This is a genomic window from Pseudomonas sp. MONT-RG-20F-20-E-7-02 (assembly GCF_022662395.1).
GTDB lineage: Bacteria > Pseudomonadota > Gammaproteobacteria > Pseudomonadales > Pseudomonadaceae > Aquipseudomonas.
Window position 1 is genome coordinate 1 of sequence record NZ_JAKNQN010000018.1, and the last position, 18,502, is coordinate 18,502.

Sequence of the window (18,502 nt, forward strand, 5' to 3'; positions counted from 1 at the left end):
CGCCGCCGCGTCCCCGTTTTGGTTTTTACCCGCAGCAGGCACATCATCGACATGTTCCTGCCGCAACAGCACCGTCCGCTGCGTCTTGCTGCGAACCGCAGGCACCGCATTCGCAACCAGGTTCTCCCCAGCCTTCAACGACGCAACCGGCACCGTCTTAATCTGAGTCGCCGCACTACTGGCCAGCAACGGCTTAACCGCCTCGGCATGCGGCTCCAACTTGGGCATGACCAGGGTTCTAGCCAGCAACTCCAGCAGACCCCGCGTCCGCCCAGACTTGATATGCCCAATCACCTGAGTACCCAGGCGCACCGCCACACCCATACCCGCCGTCGCCCAAATCAGCAGCAGGTTGATCAATACCTCGCCAGTGATTTCCCCCATCAATTCGTTCATTTCTTGCGGTGGCAGCATGCGCATCCAGCTGACCATCGCTGACACATAAATGAACAACAGCGGCTCGTCGCTGAGCACCAGCAGGCCGTTGGCAATCGCGTCGTTGCCGAGCTTCAGCAGCTCATCAAGTTCGGTTTGGGAGAGGTATTGCAGCAACTTCTCGCTGTTGGGCTTGATGTCCGCCAACAGGTCGTACAGCTGCGTTATGTTGTCCCACAGGCTGTAAAGCGCTTTGCCCATGCCGCTGAGAAACGCCGCTTCCAGCATCCTGCGTCGGTCCAGCGGGGTCGCGTCCGTATAGTCTTTCCACTGCGCCTGGAACGTGCTTTTCCATTCTTCGCGCAGGCGCGCTTCCAGCGCCCCGATCACCGCCTGATAAGACGCATACAGCGCCTTGACGTGATCCTGGGAAACGTTGGGATAAAAACTGACTCGGTACTGCTGGTTACGATCACACTCGGTGATTTCGAGAATGCCGCTGGGGCCGATGGTCTTGCGGATCGGCTCGCCCAGTGGGCCGCCGTCGGGGTCGACGCGTTGCAGTATCACCGGCGTGTTGCCGATGGGCACAAACCGTGTGCTCTGGAACATGTGCACCACGGTCAACGTGCCGTTGGCCTGGCAGGTGGCGACGGTGCTGCTGGGATAAAGAGAGCGGGTGATGGGCGCGACCAGCGCCACTTCATCGCCCACCTTGAACACCTGCTCGACCTCCAGCGCCGAAAAGCTCCAGAAGCTCGAAGCCCATTGGTCAAAGGTGTTCAGGCATTGCCGAAAGTCACGCAAGACGGTTTCAACATCGACCGTCTTTGCATCCATTGGGGCCAGGGCCAGCCTGCCAATGGCCGGGTTCAAGCGACAGCCCCATCAACAGGGGTTTCAACACAAAAAACCATCTGCAATCCCTCGCACTGTGTGATCAGGCGAAGGACTTTGCAGAGGTTTTCAAGCGATATCTGTAGAGCTTATCCGGCTGTGGCGTGGGATGTTTCAGTAGTCTTCGTCCGCTCCCGCCCAAGCACCAGGCTGCACAGCGCCGGCAGGAATAACAGCGTCAACACCGTGCCTACCAGCACGCCGCCAATCAGCACATAGGCCAACGAAGACCAGAACACCGACAGCGTCAGCGGGATAAACGCCAGCGCCGCCGCCAGCGCGGTCAAAATCACCGGCCGTGCGCGGCGCACGGTGGCTTCGATAATCGCCTCGCGAATCGCCATGCCGTGTTCCTGGTTCTGGCGAATCTGGTCGGTGAAGATCAGCGTGTTGCGCATCAGGATGCCGCCAATGCCGATCAAGCCGAGAATCGCGTTGAACCCGAACGGCTGGTTGAACAGCAGCAAGGTCGGCACGGCGCCGATCAAGCCCAGCGGCGCGGTGGCGAAGACCATGAACATCACGCCGAACGAGCGTACCTGGAACATGATCACTGTGAGCGTCAGCAGAATCATGATCGGGAACAGTGCGGCCAGGGCGACGTTGGCCTTGGCGCTTTCTTCCACCGGGCCGCCGATGTCGATCTGGTAACCGGCAGGCAGTTTGGCGATCAGCGGTTGCAGGTCTTTGTACACGGCCATTTCCACGTCGGGCGGTTGCACGCCGTCGATGATGTCGGCGCGCACTTCCACGGTGCTCGCGCGGTTGCGGCGCTTGAGGATCGGCTCTTCCATCACCGCCTGGAAATGCCCGACCTGGGCCAGCGGCACCGAAGTGCCGGCGCTGTTGGTCAGGGTCATGTTGTTAAGGTTGCCGAGGTTTTCGCGCTGGCTGCCCTGCGCGCGGGCGACCACGGACACGGTGCGGTTGCCTTCGCGCACCTCGGTAATCGGGTTGCCGCTGAGCAAGGCATTGAGCTGCGATTTGACCTCGTTTGGGGTGAAACCCAACAAGCGCAGGCGGTCCTGATCCAGCACCAGGCGATAACCGCTGGTGCGCTCGCCCCAATCGAGGAAGGCGTCCTTGGTCAGCCGGTTGGCGGCCACCACGCGACGCACCTGCTCGGACAGCCCGCGCAGCACATCCACATTCGGCCCCGACACCCGAAACACCACCGGAAACGGCACAGGCGGCCCGAACAACAGCTGCGTGACCCGCACCCGCGCCGCCGGGAATTCACCGGCCGCAATGCGTTCACGCATGCGCAGTTTCAACGCATCGCGGGCCTGCGAGTCCGGGGTTTGCACGATCAGCTTGGCAAACGCCGGGTCAGGCAGTTCGGGGTTCAGCGACAGGAAAAAGCGTGGCGCGCCGCCGCCCACATAGGTGTCGACCATGCGGGTCTGCGGCTCCTGCAGCAGGGCTTTTTCCAGCTGCGCCGCCACCGCCTCGGTGCTTTTGAAGGCGCTGCCGGGCGGCATATACACCTCGAGAATCAACTCGGAACGGTCGGAGTTGGGGAAGAACTGCTTCTTCACCACGCCCATGCCCAAGCCGCACACCACAAAAGCGGCGATGACCAAACCGGTGACCAGCCAACGCCTGCGCACGCAGGCTTCGACTAAACCACGCAGTTTCTGGTAGTAACGCCCGGCGTAAATGGCATCGTGGCCACCCGGCACCGGCTTGATCTGCGGCAGCAGTTTCACGCCCAGATAGGGCGTAAACACCACGGCCACCAGCCACGACGAAATCAGCGCAAAGCCAACGATCCAGAAGATATTGCCGGCATATTCGCCCGCGCCCGAACGCGCAAAACCTACCGGCAGAAAGCCAATGATCGTCACCAGCGTGCCGGTCAGCATCGGCGCGGCGGTGGAACTCCAGGCAAACGTGGCGGCGTGAATCCGATCAAAGCCTTCCTCGAGTTTCACCACCATCATCTCGATGGCGATGATTGCGTCATCCACCAGCAAGCCCAGGGAAATAATCAGCGCGCCGAGGGTAATGCGGTCGAATTCACGCCCGGTCAGCAACATGATCACAAACACTACGGACAAGGTCAGAGGCACCGCTGCGGCCACCACCAAGCCGACGCGAAAGCCCAGCGCCAACAGGCTGATGATCATCACCACGGCCAGGGCGACGAAGAATTTCAGCATGAATTCATTCACCGCCAGGCTGATGTTCTTGGCCTGGTCGGAGACCTTGGCGAAGTTCACGCCCAGCGGCAGGTCGGCCTGGATTTTGGCTTCCTGGGCCTTGAGGCTTTTGTCCAGTTCCAGGCCGTTGAAGTGCTTCTCCATGATCACGCCGAGCATCAACGCCGGGTCGCCCTGGTGGCGGATGCGGTAGCTGGGCGGGTCTTCATAGCCGCGGCTGACCGTGGCCACATCGGCAATGCGCAGCACGCGGCCATTGACTTCCAGCGGCACGTTTTCGATCAGCGCCAGGCTGTCGAATGCGCCGTCGATGCGGATATAGGCGCGCGCCCCGGCGGTTTCGACGAAGCCCGACGGCGCCACGGCGTTCTGCGCGGCGAGGGCGGCGAAGATCTGGTCCGGCTTGATGCCCAGCGTCGCCAGGCGCTCATACGAGAACTCGACGAAGATTCGCTGGGCCTGCTCACCGAGGATGTTGACCTTTTTCACGCCGGGCAGGTTGAGCAAACCCTGGCGCAGCTCTTCGGCCATTTGCACTTGCTGGCGGTGCGGCAAGTGCTCCGCTTCCAGTGCGTAAAGGGCGAAGTAAACGTCGGAATATTCATCGTTGAAGAACGGCCCAATCACGCCTTTGGGCAGTTTCGCGGCTTCATCGCTGAGCTTTTTGCGGGTCTGGTAGAACAGGTCCTGGATTTCACTGGGGCGCGTGGACTCTTTGTAGGTCATGCGCATCGACACAAAACCCGGCTGGGCGATGGTCTCGACGCGGTCGTAATAGTCGAGTTCCTGCAGGCGTTTTTCCAGGCGGTCGGCGACTTGTGCCTGCATTTCCTCGGCGGTGGCGCCGGGCCAGGCGGCGGTAATGGTCATGACCTTGACGGTAAACGACGGGTCTTCAGCGCGCCCCAGCTTGCCGAACGAAAAAATCCCGGCGGCGAGAATCGCAATGATCAGAAACAGCGTAACGGCGCGGTGTTTCACCGCCAGTTCGGAAAGGTTAATGCCGCGCATGCTCAGTGGTCCTGTTTACGGTTGAGGGCCAGGGCTTGGGCGGGCAGCAGGCGCACCGCGTCGCCGCTGTGCAGCAGGTGAGCGCCGAGGGCGACGATGGTCTGGCCGGGTGTGAGGCCGCTGTCGATCAAGGCGTCTTCCTGGCCGAGGCTGGCGACATTGACGGGCGCGAAGCTGACCTTGTCGTCATCACCGATCAGCCACACGCCGGTGCCATCCCCGGCGTCTTGCAAGGCGCCGATGAGCACGCGGGTTTGCTGGGCCTGGCCGTTGCCTTGCAGGCGCACGGTGATGGTCGAGCCGAGGGCGAAGCGGTCGACGGCGCCGTGCAACACGTAGCGCGCACGGTAGGTGCGGGTGGTCGGGTCGGCGCTGGCGGACAGCTCGCGCAGCGTGGCGGTCACCGCCTGGTCCGGCGCGCCGAAGGGAAACGCCAGGGCTTTTTGCGAGGCTTGGTCGCGCTGGTTTTCCGGCAGGTTGACGATGGCTTCGCGGGCGCCGTCATGGGCCAGGCGCGCGACGATTTGCCCTTCGGCGACGACTTGGCCACGGTCCACGCGCACATCGGTGATGATGCCGTCGCCGTCGGCCTTGAGCACCGAATAGGTGCGGCGGTTTTCGATCTGGCTGGCATCCGATTGCGCTGCAGCCAACTCGGCTTCGGCGACGCGCAGGTCTGTCGCCGACTGGTCGAAGATCTGCCGCGACACCGCGCCGGTATTGGCCAGGCGCTGGTAGCGGTTTTCATCATCACGGCGCTGGCGCAGTTGCGCCTGGGCGGCGTTTACGCGGTTCCTGGCCGAGCGCAGGGCCAGTTCGAAGTCGCCGATGTCCAGCACTAAAAGGGTGTCGCCGCGGGACACATGCTGGCCGGGGTCGACCTTGCGTTCGATGACTTTGCCGCTGACCCGAAAGCCCAAATCGCTTTCGGTGCGGGCCGCCACCACGCCGGTATAGGCGCTTTGCTGGGTGCCGGCCGCTTCCACTTTGGCGGCCAGAACCGGGCGCGGCGGGGGCACTTCGGCGGCGGTGTCGGCCTGGCTGTTGCAGCCGCTGAGGATGATCAACAAGGCCAGGGGCGTGAGAAGACGCGGGGCAAGAGGGTTCATGGCGGGCTCCAGGAGGGTGACCATCGGGAAAAAAATTATGGACATAATTTTTTACGCATATTATGGTCGAAATATAAATTAATCCAGCCCCCCGGATATTCTTCATGGCAAACGCCCCGGCCCCCTCGCGAATCGTGTTGTTTTTACTGGTGGCCCTCACGGCACTGGGTGAAGTGTCGACCCAGTTGATCATTCCTGGCCTCGGCGCCATCGAGCAGGCGCTGGCGGCGCCAGCAGGCTCGGCGTTGATGGCGTTGTCGGCGTTTGTCGCTGCATTCGGCCTTGGGCAGTTGCTGTTCGGGCCACTGTCGGACCGTATCGGCCGCCGCCCGGTGCTGATCGGCGGCCTGGTGCTGTATGTGCTGGCGACCTTGGCGATGTTGCTGGTCAATGACATCGGCCAGTTCATCGCCGCCCGCGTGCTGCAAGGCCTCGGCGCCTGCGCTGCGCTGGTGTTGGCACGTACTGTGGTGCGCGATGTGTGGAAGGCTGAAGCGGGGCCGGCACTGGCCCTGACCATGATCGGCATGCTCTACGCCATCGTCGTCGCGCCGATGATTGGCGGTCTGCTGATCAAGCTGCTGGGCTGGCATGCGCCGATCGTGCTGGCGTTGATCATTGGCAGTGTGGTGCTGGTGTTGGCGCTGCTGTTCTTTCGCGAGAGTAACCATTACCTCGACCCCAAGGCCGGCCATTGGCGCACCCTTGGCGGGCAGTACCTGGATCTGCTCAAGGGCCGCCAATACCGTGCATACGCCGTGGCCCTGGCGTGCACTTATGGCGCGATGTTCGCGGTGATTGCCGGGTCATCGGCGATGTTTATTAACCTGCTGGGCTTCAGCAGCCTGGAGTACGGCATCAATTTTGGCGTGATTGTGTCGATGCTGATCGTCGGATCCACCTACACCCGGCGCAACATCTTGCGCCTGGGGCCGCAGCGGATTGTGGCGATGGGCGTGACGCTGGTGGCTATCGGCGGGATCTCGGCGGTGCTGGTGTATGAGCTGTTCGGCCTGTCGGTGCCTGGCGTGGATATTCCGGTGGCGCTGGTCACCCTCGGCGGTGGCCTGGTGCTGCCTGGTTCGGTGACGGGCGGGGTGATGCCCAACGCACACCGCGCCGGTTTGGCGGCGGGGTTGATGGGGTTTTCGCAGATGTTCGGTGCCACGTGCAGCGGCCTGTTGCTGAGCCATTTACGCGATGGCAGCGCCACGCCGATGATCATCATTCAGGCCAGTTTTGCGGTCACGGCGTTTGTCGCGTTCCACCTGTTGCGCCAACGCCCGGTCAAGGGATTGTCCTATACGTAGGACGATCAGGGCCGCTTTTGCCGGCTAGTACTCCAAGGCTGGCGGACTTATGGTGTAGCCAACCTGGAGGAACACCATGAAAAAAATCATCGGCATCTACACCAGCCCCCGCGCCCATTGGGTCGGCGATGGCTTCCCGGTGCGCACGCTGTTTTCCTACGACGCCATGGGCAAGCACATCAGCCCGTTCCTGTTGCTGGACCACGCCGGCCCCGCCGATTTCACACCCACCGAACAACGTCGCGGTGTAGGCCAGCACCCGCACCGTGGCTTTGAAACCGTGACCATCGTGTATGACGGCGAAGTCGAGCACCGTGACTCCACCGGCGCCGGTGGCACCATCGGCCCTGGCGATGTGCAGTGGATGACGGCCGCTAAAGGCATCATCCATGAAGAGTTTCACTCCCAAGCCTTTGCCCGCAGCGGCGGGGCGCTGGAGATGGTGCAACTGTGGGTCAACCTGCCGGCCAAGGACAAAATGGCCGACGCCGGATACCAGACCATTGTCGACGGCGATATTCCAGTGCTGCCGCTGGCCAACGACGCCGGGCAGTTGCGCCTGATTGCCGGTGAATTCGCCGGCAATAAAGGGCCGGCGCGTACCTTCACGCCGATTGACGTGTGGGACGTGCGCCTGAACGCGGGTAAAGCGCTGACGCTGGACCTGCACGCCGGGCGCAATACCGCGCTGGTGATCCTGCGCGGCACGGTACTGGTCAACGGCGAGGAAGTGGTGCGCCAAGGGCAACTGGCGTTGTTCGAACGCGACGGCGAGCACATCACCCTTGAGGCCAACGACGACGCCAAGGTGCTGCTGCTCAGCGGTGAACCGATTGATGAACCTATCGTCGGCCATGGCCCGTTTGTGATGAACACCGAGCAGGAAATTCATCAGGCGTTTGCTGATTACCAGTCCGGCCGTTTCGGACAAATGCAGGCCTGACTGCCCACCGCAAAACCCTGTGGGAGCTGGCTTATTGTGGCGAGCGGGCTTGTTGTGGCGAGCGGGCTTGCCCCGCGTTGGGCGGCGAAGCCGCCCCAAGAAATCACCGCGTTCTTTCAGTGAGAACTGGGTGTCAGGTTCTGGGGCCGCTTCGCGCCCCAACGCGGGGCAAGCCCGCTCACCACGGCAGGCTCGCTGGCCACATAAAACCCTTTCCAATACATTTTGTTTGCTGCATTACCGATTCATGCGATCTTCTCGGCATGTACTGTGGAGTCGCCTGGATGCCCTCATTTATCGCCGATCACCCGATGTTATGCGCCGTGGCGCTGATCTTTATCGACATCGCCGTGTGGCGCCTTATTTCCGTCAACCTCGCCAACTGGAAACTGGCGGCGCGCCTGGCGATTTTTGCCGTGTACAGCGCCGTGCTGTTCAACGACGGCATGAACCCCATGCAGCTCGCGCCGTACGCCGACAACACCGCCTTGCACCTGGCGGCCACGGCGTTGCAGATCGGTTGGTGGCTGTTCGCAGCGCGCACCCTCACGGTGTTGCTCGGCACGCTGATGATGCAGCGCGTCGGCCACGGCGGGCGGCTGTTGCAGGACTTGATGGGCGCGGTGATTTTCCTCATCGCAATCATCGCCGCCATGGCCTACGTGCTCGACCTTCCGGTCAAGGGCGTGCTCGCCACCTCCGGCGCGGTGGCGATCATCGTCGGCCTGGCGTTGCAGAGCACCTTGAGCGACGTGTTTTCCGGCATCGTCCTCAACACCACCAAGCCCTATCAGATCGACGACTGGATCTCCATTGATGGCACCGAAGGCCGCGTCACCGACATCGACTGGCGCGCCACGCGCCTGCAAACCTCCCAGGGCAGCATGGCGGTGATCCCCAATTCCCTGGCCGCCAAGGCCAAGATCATCAACTTTTCGCGCCCGGCGGACATGTTCGGCCTGGCGGTGAGCCTGCAAGTCAGCCCGCATGCGCGCCCGCAAACCGTGATCGAAGCGCTGGAGCGCGCCATGCAAGGTTGTCGGCCGCTGCTGGCCAAGCCTGCGCCGAGCGTGGCGTTCAAGGCGTCCGCCAGCGGCGGCGTCGAATATGAAATCAGCGGCTTTGTGCCAGCCATGACCCTCAAGCGCGAAGTGCGCAACCAGCTTTACGACCTGGCGTTCCGGCATTTGCAGGCGGCGGGTGTGGGCCTGCTGTCCGCTACCGAAGGCAACACGCCAGCAGCGATGTCAGGCGCGCGGGCGCTGCTGGAGCGTTCGTCGATTTTCTCCACGCTGCGCCAGGAAGAGAAAGACACCTTCAGCCAGAACATGACCCTGCACACCTACCGCCCCGGCGACATGATTCTGCCGGCCGGTGAGGTCAGCGATCATTTGTTTATCGTCGAATCCGGCGTGGTCTCGGTGATGTTGATCAAGGGTGGCCACAAGTTCGAAGCGGGGCGCATGGGCCCGGGCGAGGTCATTGGGGAGGCGGGCATTCTGTCCGATCAGGCAACGCTGGCGGACTTTTCCGCCAAGACTTTTTGCACGCTGTACCGCATCGAGAAGGAATACCTGAAGCCCTGCCTGGATGCGCGGCATGACATCAGCGAGGCGATGAAGGCGCTGCTGGATTTCCGCGTGCACGCGGCGCAGGCAATGACCCAGGAAGCGCCCGTGGTGCCGGTCAAAAAAGGCTTTTTACAATGGTTGCGCAGTCGCGGGCTTTAAGCCATTCAATGCGCCATCGCGACGCGGTAGCGCTCATCGAAATCATCCGCCAGCTGCGCCAGCGTCACATCCCCCAAACGTGCCATCAATAGCGCCTGCGCCTGGTCGAAGGCGTCCGTCAGTGCCGCGTTTACCGCCTGTTCCACCAGGCATTCGGGGTGGTCGGTGGACAGGCCGATCGCAAATATCGACGGCGTGCCCAGGGCGTTGTGAATATCCAGCAGGGTGATTTCACTCAATGGTTTGCCCAGGCACCAGCCGCCTTGATGGCCCTTTTCCGAGCGCACGTAGCCTTTTTCCTTGAGCAGCCCCAAGGTACGCCGCACCACCACCGGATTGGTGCCGAGCATCTGCGCGATGGTGTCCGACGTGGCGCGCTCTTCGTGGCGGCCCATATGGATCAGCACATGCAACATGCGCGAGAGGCGGGTGTCGTTTCTCATCAAAAAACCTCAAGTCGATTCGGCGCAAAGTATCGTTCGTAACCTGAAAAGTTGCGAGACGCTTGACGTGCTATTTTTACGTAACTTATGGTGTGTCGTGAAAGCGCGCGGACAACCCTGTGCGCACAACACGAGGTTACGTTCATGGTGCATGACGTCATTATTGTGGGCGGCAGCTATGCCGGCCTATCCGCGGGCCTGCAGCTGGCACGGGCGCGGCGCACGGTGTTGATGATCGACGCTGGGCAGCGGCGCAATCGGTTTGCCGCCACCTCCCATGGCTTTCTCGGCCAGGACGGCCAGGCGCCGGACGTTATTGCCGCCGAGGGCCGTAGCCAGTTGATGGAATACCCGACGGTGACCTGGGTGCAAGACAGCGTGGTCCAGGCCGTGGCGGAGCAGGGCGGGTTCAGCGTGCGCACCGACTGCAACGGCGCGTTCAAGGCCAAGCGCCTGATCCTCGCCACCGGAGTGGTCGACGAACTACCCGCCATCGACGGCCTGCAGGAACGCTGGGGCACGCGGGTGTGTCATTGCCCTTACTGCCACGGGTATGAACTCGACCAAGGCCGCATCGGCGTGTTGGCCACCTCACCGCTGGCGATGCACCACGCGCTGATGTTGCCGGACTGGGGCACCACCACCTTGTTCACCAATGGCGTGTTCACGCCGGATGCCGAACAGCAGGCGCAGTTGGAGCGACGCGGAGTCTGCGTGGAAAGCACCACGGTCACGCGCATCAGCGGCGAACGCGCTGACCTGGAATTGGCAGACGGTCGCGTGATTGCGCTGGACGGCGTCTTCACGATGTCGCGCACCCGCATCAGCCCATTGGCCGAGCAGTTGGGCTGTGAGTTGGCCGACGGCCCCACCGGCGCCTATGTGCACACCAATGAAACCCGCCAGACCTCCGTGGCCGGTGTGTTTGCCTGTGGCGACACCGCGCTTGCCGCCGGTTCCGTAGCGCTGGCGGTGGGCGAAGGCGTGCGCGCCGGAGTGGGCGCGCATTTTTCGTTGATCAGCGCGTGTTGAGACAGCCCGCGTGGTTGATCAACACGCTGACGTCAGTGCGCTGCACACAGGCCCGGTTAGACGCGGTTTCCATCCACCAACTGTTGGAACAGCGGCGTCAGCAAGTTGATCAGCACCTGTGGATCAGCCTTGGCCAGCGCCGACAGTTCCAGCATCTGGCGCATCACTTGGAAGCCTGACACCAGCGCCATCACCAGCGCTGCGCGCTCTTGGTGATGCGCGCCCTGGAGCGTGGCGGCCAGGGTAGTCTGGTGACCTGTTTCGATTTGCTCGCGGCCAATCGCCGCCGCGCGCTTGTTCGACGCCGCGTGCAGCATGATCAGGAAACCTTCCAGCGGCGCGCTGCCGGCTTCAGTGATGCTGACCAGTGCGGTGGCGAGCGTGCGGCCGAGGTTTTCCGCGCTGAGGCTGCCTTGCGTCAGGGCCAACGGGCTCGCCAAGGCCTCGGCGACGACTTCGGCAAACAGCTGCTCCTTGGAGGCGAAGTAGCGGTTGACCAGCATGACCGTCACCCCCGCACCGGCGGCGATCTCACCCAGCCCGGTGCCGTCGTAGCCTGATCGGGCAAACACCTTGCGCGCAGACAACACGATGGCGTCGCGGGTGACGGCGGCATCGCGCCGGCGAGGAATGGGGTTGGGCATGGGCGTCCTGACATGGCTGGAAACGGTGGTCGCGCAACCGGTGCGCGCGCACAGGGTACAGGGTCTATTTGCTGTCGAGGAAGTCCAACAGTGCGGCATTGAACAATGCCGGGTCTTGCAGGAAGGCGAAGTGGCTGGTGTTCGGCAAAAGCAGCAGGCCAGCGCCGGGAATGGTCGCGGCGATGTACTCGGTGTGTTCGCGCTTGATCGCTTCGTCATGGTCGCCGTCCACCACCAGGATCGGGGTCTTGATGCTCGCCAGACCTGGCGATTCCTTTTTTGCAGCGAGAAAGCGCTGAACTCCAGCATTCGGGTTCGCCTGGAAAATACGCATTTTTGTCTATCAAGCTGCGCCCCATGAAAGAAAAAAATACAGTTATATCAATGGAATAAAAGCGCCTAAGGGCGCAGGGTGATTTTCTTCAATACCTCGCCCGTTCAGCCCTTTACCGTGATGCCATCTTCGCTTGGCATAACAAAAAGGAACCGCAATGAGCTTGATCATTTCCATGGCCGCCTTCGCCCTGGCCACCTCCATCACACCGGGCCCGGTGAATGTGGTCGCCCTCAGCGCCGGCGCACGCTTCGGGTTTGCCGCCAGCCAGAAACACGTGTTCGGCGCCGCCGTGGGCTTCACCTTGCTGCTGGTGCTGATCGGCCTGGGCCTGCATGAAGTACTGGTGCGCTGGCCGATCCTGACTCAGTTGATCCAGTGGGGCGGCGTGGCGTTTTTGCTGTACATGGCCTGGAAACTGGCGGTGGACGATGGCCGCCTGGATGCCGACGGCACCGCCACCGCGCCGTCGATGCTCTACGGCGCAGTCATGCAATGGCTCAACCCCAAGGCCTGGCTGGCTTGCGTGGCGGGCATGGGGTTGTTTGTGGCCGATGGCGACGCCGGCCAAGTGTGGCTGTTCGCAGCGCTGTACCTGGTGATCTGCTACCTGTCGGTGGCGTGCTGGGCGTACGCCGGGACTTTTTTGCGCCGCTACCTGAGCAACCCGCAAGGCGTACGCCTGTTCAACCGCTCAATGGCCGCGTTGCTGGTGGCCAGTGTGGGTTATTTGCTGATGGCTTGAGCAAGTCGCGGTACTGCCCCGGCGTGGCGGCGAAATGCTGTTTGAACGCGCGCTGGAAATGCGCCTGGTCGGCAAACCCGGCGGCCAGCGCCACATCGGCGATCAACTCACCGTTGCGCAATTGGGTGCGGGCAAACTGGATGCGCCGGTTGACCAGAAAGGCATGCGGCGTGAGCCCGTAGTACTGCTTGAACGCGCGGATCAGGTAAGAAGGCGACAGCTCGGCTGCCAGGCAAATCTCCTCCAGCTTCACCGCCTCGGTGCAGTGCGCGCGGATGTACTCGGCGGCGCGCTCCAGCTTGTGGTTGACCTCGCGCACCGGCGTCAGTGAAGGGTTCAAACGCTGCTGCACTTCGGTGAAATAACTCACCAGCGCGCTTTGCTTTTGCAGCAGCTCGGCGTGCTCATCCAGCAGAATTGCGTACAGCTCGATCAAGCCGTTGTACAACACCGTGTCGCGGGTGTGGGGCGTGTTGAAGGGGCGGTAACCCTGATCGGTGCTGAAGCCCAGCTGGTATTGCAGGTCCGTCAGCCACGGCGTGTCGAGGTAAATCATGTGATACGACCAGGGTTGATCGTAGATAGGGTTGCACGCATGCACATCGCCGGGGTTCATCAACACCACCGTGCCGGCGCTGATCTCAAAAGTCTGCGCGCCGTAGTGGTAATAACTGCGCCCGGTGGTGATCGCGCCGATGGAAAAATGCTCGTGGGCGTGACGCGTGTAGGTGACCTTGCGCCCATCGGCGATGGTCCGCGCCTCGATGAACGGCAGGCGCGCGTCACGCCAGAAGCGCGGTGCAGTAGCGGCGGTCATGGGCAGGCTCCCTTGCGGCGATCAAATACGCAGGAGAGCAGCCTTATACAAAACCCGCCATTGTTCAAGCCTCAACCCAGTATCAACGCCACATCGCGCAGGTACTCCGCCCAAGGGTCGCGGCCGCTGGCGGCGGCTTGCAGGGTGATCGGCAGCCGGGCTTTGGTACGCCATGCCAGGCCGTCGTGCAGCAGATGGTGCTCGATAATTACCCTCGTCAGAGCCTTTGAACGTGCTGAATCGAAGGTGCGCGGTACGCGGCGGCCCAGGGCATCCTGGGCGGGAATGTCAGCTGCTGCAGGCAGGTCGCGGTCGAGCCGGCTGATCAGCAGGTCAGTGCTGGGCGCGGTAGCGGCAACCTTGGCAGGTTTGGCGCCGTGAGCATACGCCGCCCAGTCGAAACGCATCCACGGTTGCGGGGTGGCCGCTTTGACGGCGTGCATGAGCTGCGCGTAATCAATGTCGCGCCGAGGCCGGATCAACAGTTGCCGGGGAAAGAATTCATAGAGGTGTTCATCGCTGTAATAAGTCACATACACCAGGATACCCAGTCGACCAACCTCGGCGGGCGTGTCGGCACGTGAGCTGGGCCGGCTCAAGGTGAAAAACCGCACTTCGCCATATTCCAGGGCTTCGCGCCGTGGCAACGTCAGGTCTGCCAAGCCGCACCGGATGGACTCCCCATAGGCGGCCTGCAACTGCTCGAGCTTCTGACTGAAGGCGTTGGCAAATATGCCGTTGATCTGCCCGAGCAAATAAAAGCGCTTGGCCATTTCCCGGTACTTGATCGCTTTATTTGAGGAGTGCCAGCGGTTTGAAGTGACGTCCAGGCTCGCGGCCATATGCAGGTCGACGAACGAGTATTTGGGGCCGGTATGCACCCCTTCGAATTGGCCCTCTTCGGAAAAGGGCGAATGCTCCGGCAGCCACATCAATACCGGGGTTTCCAGCAAATTGTTGTCGGGATAAACCCTGCGCAGATCCTCCAGTGCGGTCTGGCGCAGCGTCACGATGGGCTTGGCAAAGGCTTGCAGGGTCGACTTCAGGCGGGCACGTTGACCGTTCAGGGCCGTTAATGCGCGGGTAAATTCGCGTGCGTCATGGCGTGTCTTGGGCGCCAGCACGCCGTTGGCCACCGCCCAGTCCAGGATCGGCCCTTTGGCTTCGCTGCTGGCGAGGTAGGCTTTCCAGCTGTTCTCCGGCGTGAAGTTTGCCAAGGTCATGGTGTGCTCGTAGTTCAACAGGCGCGAACTGCCGGGAACGACTTTTTCCATCCAGGCGACGCGGTGACGCAGCAGAACCCAGGCCTGTGAGCTCAAGTAGGGGGTTATTTCAGGTAGGTCGCGCACCAGCAACTGCGGGCTTTTTTCGCAAAGCACCAGATGCGCGGCCAGGGCTGCGACCAGTGGGCTAAGCCCTTGCAGGCTGACCTCGATCTGGTAACGCACAAACGACACCGGCTCGCCCCAGCAGTCAGCATCGTGCCAGTCGAAGTAATTGAGGCGTGTGGGATGGGCTTGCGGCTGGGGATCCAGGCTCAGGATCAGCGCGGCCAGGATCAGCCCGTTGCGGCTGCCGTGCCACTGCAAGGCGGTCGCCAGCGCTTCACCGAGCTGCTGGGCCAAGGGCGATGCCAGCAGGCGCACCATCAAAAAGTCCGCTTCGGCGCGCACATCCGCCACGGACTTACCGGCCAGCCCGGCACGCCCGAGGTACTCGAACAGCGGCACCGCCTGGCCGGCCATAAACGTGGCGTTGACCGTCAGGATCGGCTGGCGATGCAGCGCCAAGAGCTTCCACGCCGAGGGCTGAGCATCGTCCAGCGGTTTGAGCGCCCGCCAGTAATAGTGTTGGCCGGGTGGAAACGGTGGGCTGAGCTCCAGGCGCCGCAGTGTCTGGCGAGCCTCTGGCAGCGTGTCGGGCAGGATGACTTTGTACATCGTCAGTGCCTGGCCGAGGCTGATCAGGCCGTTGGTGCGTAGATCACCACCGGTCTTGGCCGCCAGTTTATTGAGGGGGTGCAGCAGCGTGGCCAAATCGGGCTCGTTCATGACGGCATCGGTGAGGAGTTTCCAATTGCCGTCCAGGTCGATTGCGCCAACGCTACCGGATGCATCCAGCAAAACATGGCTGCTGGGCGCAATGCGCTCGCGCCTGCGAATGGCCAGGAATGCGGGGTCGTCAGTCAGCACACGCAATCTTGCACAGGCTTTGTTTACGAGCGCCTGGAGGGTGTCTGGGTCGCCGCTGACAAACATCCCAAGGCCGTCTGGCCCCTGTAATACTCCACCGCTGATCAGCTTGGCCAGCGCACTGCAGAGGGTGAAGTGGTCATTTAACAGGCCCACATATTGAATAGCGTAATAAAGCTCAGTAAAGGCGCGCGCTGAGCTGAGCACTACCGGCACCGCCGGCGCGGGCCATTGCCGCAGGCGTTGCGCCAGGGCGGTGGTCGCTGGCGCATCCAGCGGGGGGGCGATGGCGTAGGCGTGCAATGCGGCGGCAATGCTGAGGCTATGGTCCGGGTAGATATCAATGTGCAGTTGTTCACTCAGCGCTACCAGCCTGTGCCAGCGCGCATCCCGTGTGCCAGCCACCTCTGGCTCCAGCTCGCCCTTATCGTCACGCCCGGCGACACAGAGCCGTTTTCGTTGGTAGTCAAAGTACATGGAGCCCGATGCTTCTGTTGTCGAACACGGATCGCTTTCAGCGTTAATCGCCTGTAACAGGGCCGCCGCCTCCTTGAGGTGCCTGGCCAGTCGCGAGTCCGACGTTAACTGCAGGCGTCGGCGATAGATATCCAACCCGGAGAGGCTGTCTTGATCCTCAGCCAAAGGGCGCAGAACGTCGGCCAATTGCAGGTAGTCGCGCGCCTGTTCGCGCAATTCGGCGTAGAGACTCGATGTGCTGCGGCCGCTGCTGTCAAACCCGGGGAAGCCCTGCAAGGCACGCAGCTCTTCGACGAGGGTCAGTGCCTGGAGGCGATTGGCGGGCACCGGCAAGCCATGGAAGGCCAGTGTCAGATTCAACGGCAACGTCAGTGCTGTCATGTCTGTTGTCGCGTCAATGTAGGGCCAGCCCAGTGTCATCGGGTCGACCACATGGCAGATGTAGATGATCGGGTTGGCGAGTGCCCACCAGGCCGACGCATCGGCCAGGTTGAGCACCTTGAGCTGGCCGTGTGCACGGACCCGCAACGTGCTGCCCTGTAGGCGCAGCGTGTTCAGATCAAAGCCCTGCGCGCGCGCCCAGGCGATAAAACCCTTGCCGTTGATGGCCTTGATGAACACCTTGCACCACTGGCCCAGCAGTGAGTGCTCGGCAATCGGCACCGGCCGCGAGGGGAGCGACAATGCCTGGCCCGCTGCGGGGGAAAGCCGGTTGATCAATTGCTCAAGCAACGCCTGGTCACCTGCAGCGCGCAGGGCCTGGCGCTCATTCAAGTAAGTGGCCGATGGGTTGTAAGTGACAGGCAGCGCGGTATCGCCGGCCGATGTGTCCGACGTCTGAGCGAGGGCGCGAAAGTCTTCCATGAGGACGGTTCCGGGTTGAGGAAACCCGGATCATCCCACTGCGCCAAAGGGGCTCAGTAGCAGGTGTTTCCGCAATGGCCGTGGCTTGTATCAGCCACGGCCCGACGTACAACCCCGACGCTCAAAGTGGCTTGCACAAAAACACCCGGCAACTGCCCGCAGGCGTGCAAGGTATCTCGCCAAACCGCACCCACCCATGCTTCTCGTAAAACCCCGGCGCCTGGAAGCTGATCGTGTACAGCACCGCATTCAGGCAGCCCCGGCGCCGCGCCTCGTCTTCGAAAGCCTGCAGCAACTGGCTGCCCAGGCCCGCGCCGCGCAGGGTGTCGGGCAAGTGGAACAGGTCGAGAAAGGCCATCCCCAAGGAGGTTTTGCCGGTGATGCCGCCGAGGATTTGCCGGGTGGCGGGGTCTTTGATCAATACCGTGAGCGGCCGGCGATCATTGGCGCCGGTGACGGCTTCATTGAAGGCGGCAAGGCCGCTGCCAAGCAGGTGCTCGGCGTCGGGGTTGGCTTGGTCGCTGATTTCAATCAAGGGTGCGCTCATCCCGGCCTCTCGATAGGTGCTTGTTGGGCGGTAGGCAGCAGCGTTGCTGCGCGCCATACCGCCGGTTGCGTTACGCCTGCGGGCTGGCCTTGGCCGCGTAATCTATGGCTTCGCGGTAAGGATCGCCAAGCGGTTTGTATTGGCCACTGCCGGCGTTTTAGGTGGGTTGCCAGGTTTTTGTGACGGGGTCGTATATTTCGGCTTGATTCTCGGGACCATCATCTTTGGGGTTGGGCCTTGGTATGCCGCTGTCGATACGGACTGGTTCAAACTGGTTGTGAAGGTGTTCATGCCATGCTTTGCGAGCTTGGTAGGCAAAGTCATCGTTGGCGTTCTGGGTGGGTTGCCAGGTTGGGTCGTCAGGGAGGAATAATCCGGCACGATCATCTTTGGGGGTGGGGCTTGGCTCGCCGTTGTCGATGTACTCTACTTTAGGCGGCGTGAAACGTAGTTCACGCAGTGAGCCGTAGTGCAGAAAAATATCATCGTCGTAGACCTGGGTGGGTGTTACATCATTGTAAATCCGATCATGCGGAAATCCACGTGGCTTGTCCGCCTTAACTGTGTCATTACCGCGCCCATCTTCAGCAGGCGTGGGTGTTGGTTTTTCATTGCCGTTCGTGTGGGCTGCGTGGAAAAAATTCGCCAAAGCTGCAGACATACCGACTGAAACCATGATTTCACCTCTCTGATGTTAAAAAAAGATCAGCCAACACCTTTGTCGACTGCTCGAAACCCAAGTTATCGAGCAGTGGAAGGGCGTTCAATGAGGTGATTTGGAGAGGATGTTACGGAGCAAAACCCCACCCGCCACGCTCACAATATGAGCTGCGTGGCTGTAGGCCGAGGCTGAAATCCTCGTTTGACGTT

General features: G+C 62.0%; 13 protein-coding genes and 2 pseudogenes. 5 read left to right on the forward strand and 10 right to left on the reverse strand.

Features of this window, described 5'->3' with window-relative positions; genetic code table 11:
* From L8I05_RS28525 to L8I05_RS28535, 3 genes and pseudogenes are all read right to left on the reverse strand, one after another.
* Positions 1–1,215, reverse strand: a pseudogene (locus tag L8I05_RS28525) (type IV secretion protein Rhs); the annotation flags it as partial.
* 146 nt (positions 1,216–1,361) lie between these two features.
* Positions 1,362–4,445 (reverse strand): efflux RND transporter permease subunit, encoded by a 3,084-nt coding sequence (locus L8I05_RS28530; protein WP_242176519.1) that lies wholly within the window; start codon positions 4,443–4,445, stop codon positions 1,362–1,364.
* Between the two features lie 2 nt (positions 4,446–4,447).
* Positions 4,448–5,554 (reverse strand): efflux RND transporter periplasmic adaptor subunit, encoded by a 1,107-nt coding sequence (locus L8I05_RS28535; RefSeq protein ID WP_242176520.1) that lies wholly within the window; start codon positions 5,552–5,554, stop codon positions 4,448–4,450.
* Between the two features lie 104 nt (positions 5,555–5,658).
* Between L8I05_RS28535 and L8I05_RS28540 the strand changes: the two genes are divergently transcribed.
* The 3 genes from L8I05_RS28540 (at position 5,659) to L8I05_RS28550 (ending at position 9,537) form a co-directional block, all read left to right on the forward strand.
* The gene (locus tag L8I05_RS28540; protein ID WP_242176521.1) at positions 5,659–6,864 is read left to right on the forward strand and encodes a multidrug effflux MFS transporter; all 1,206 of its coding nucleotides are present in this window, start codon (positions 5,659–5,661) and stop codon (positions 6,862–6,864) included.
* Positions 6,865–6,940: 76 nt separating this feature from the next.
* The gene (locus tag L8I05_RS28545; protein WP_242176522.1) at positions 6,941–7,807 is read left to right on the forward strand and encodes a pirin family protein; all 867 of its coding nucleotides are present in this window, start codon (positions 6,941–6,943) and stop codon (positions 7,805–7,807) included.
* 284 nt (positions 7,808–8,091) lie between these two features.
* The gene (locus tag L8I05_RS28550; protein ID WP_242176523.1) at positions 8,092–9,537 is read left to right on the forward strand and encodes a mechanosensitive ion channel family protein; all 1,446 of its coding nucleotides are present in this window, start codon (positions 8,092–8,094) and stop codon (positions 9,535–9,537) included.
* A 5-nt stretch (positions 9,538–9,542) separates the two neighbouring features.
* Here L8I05_RS28550 and L8I05_RS28555 read toward each other — a convergent pair whose 3' ends face one another.
* A complete protein-coding gene (locus L8I05_RS28555; protein ID WP_242176524.1) occupies positions 9,543–9,980 on the reverse strand; it encodes an Rrf2 family transcriptional regulator in 438 nt (145 codons plus the stop codon).
* A gap of 144 nt (positions 9,981–10,124) precedes the next feature.
* Here L8I05_RS28555 and L8I05_RS28560 point away from each other — a divergent pair, with 144 nt between their 5' ends.
* Entirely contained in the window at positions 10,125–11,012 is an 888-nt protein-coding gene (locus tag L8I05_RS28560) for an NAD(P)/FAD-dependent oxidoreductase (protein ID WP_242176525.1), read from the forward strand.
* 56 nt (positions 11,013–11,068) lie between these two features.
* Here the strand turns inward: L8I05_RS28560 and L8I05_RS28565 are convergent, their stop codons facing one another.
* Positions 11,069–11,656: a TetR/AcrR family transcriptional regulator gene (locus L8I05_RS28565; RefSeq protein WP_242176526.1), complete on the reverse strand. Its 588-nt coding sequence runs from the start codon at positions 11,654–11,656 to the stop codon at positions 11,069–11,071.
* Positions 11,657–11,720: 64 nt separating this feature from the next.
* Positions 11,721–11,918, reverse strand: a pseudogene (locus tag L8I05_RS28570) (alpha/beta hydrolase); the annotation flags it as partial.
* Positions 11,919–12,147: 229 nt separating this feature from the next.
* Here L8I05_RS28570 and L8I05_RS28575 point away from each other — a divergent pair.
* Positions 12,148–12,735, forward strand: a complete 588-nt coding sequence (locus L8I05_RS28575) for a LysE family translocator (RefSeq protein ID WP_242176528.1) — start codon at positions 12,148–12,150, stop codon at positions 12,733–12,735.
* On the opposite strand, the gene L8I05_RS28580 is transcribed toward L8I05_RS28575, so the two are convergent.
* From L8I05_RS28580 to L8I05_RS28595, 4 genes are all read right to left on the reverse strand, one after another.
* Positions 12,677–13,552, reverse strand: a complete 876-nt coding sequence (locus L8I05_RS28580) for an AraC family transcriptional regulator (RefSeq protein WP_242176529.1) — start codon at positions 13,550–13,552, stop codon at positions 12,677–12,679. The two genes, L8I05_RS28575 and L8I05_RS28580, sit on opposite strands and share 59 nt — an antisense overlap.
* Positions 13,553–13,623: 71 nt before the next feature.
* Positions 13,624–17,085 carry a hypothetical protein gene (locus L8I05_RS28585; protein ID WP_242176530.1) on the reverse strand — a complete coding sequence of 1,154 codons (3,462 nt, stop codon included), beginning with the start codon at positions 17,083–17,085 and terminating at the stop codon, positions 13,624–13,626.
* A 121-nt stretch (positions 17,086–17,206) separates the two neighbouring features.
* Positions 17,207–17,632, reverse strand: a complete 426-nt coding sequence (locus L8I05_RS28590) for a GNAT family N-acetyltransferase (protein WP_242176531.1) — start codon at positions 17,630–17,632, stop codon at positions 17,207–17,209.
* Positions 17,633–17,789: 157 nt separating this feature from the next.
* A complete protein-coding gene (locus L8I05_RS28595) occupies positions 17,790–18,308 on the reverse strand; it encodes a hypothetical protein (RefSeq protein WP_242176532.1) in 519 nt (172 codons plus the stop codon).
* Positions 18,309–18,502: the final 194 nt, after the last annotated feature.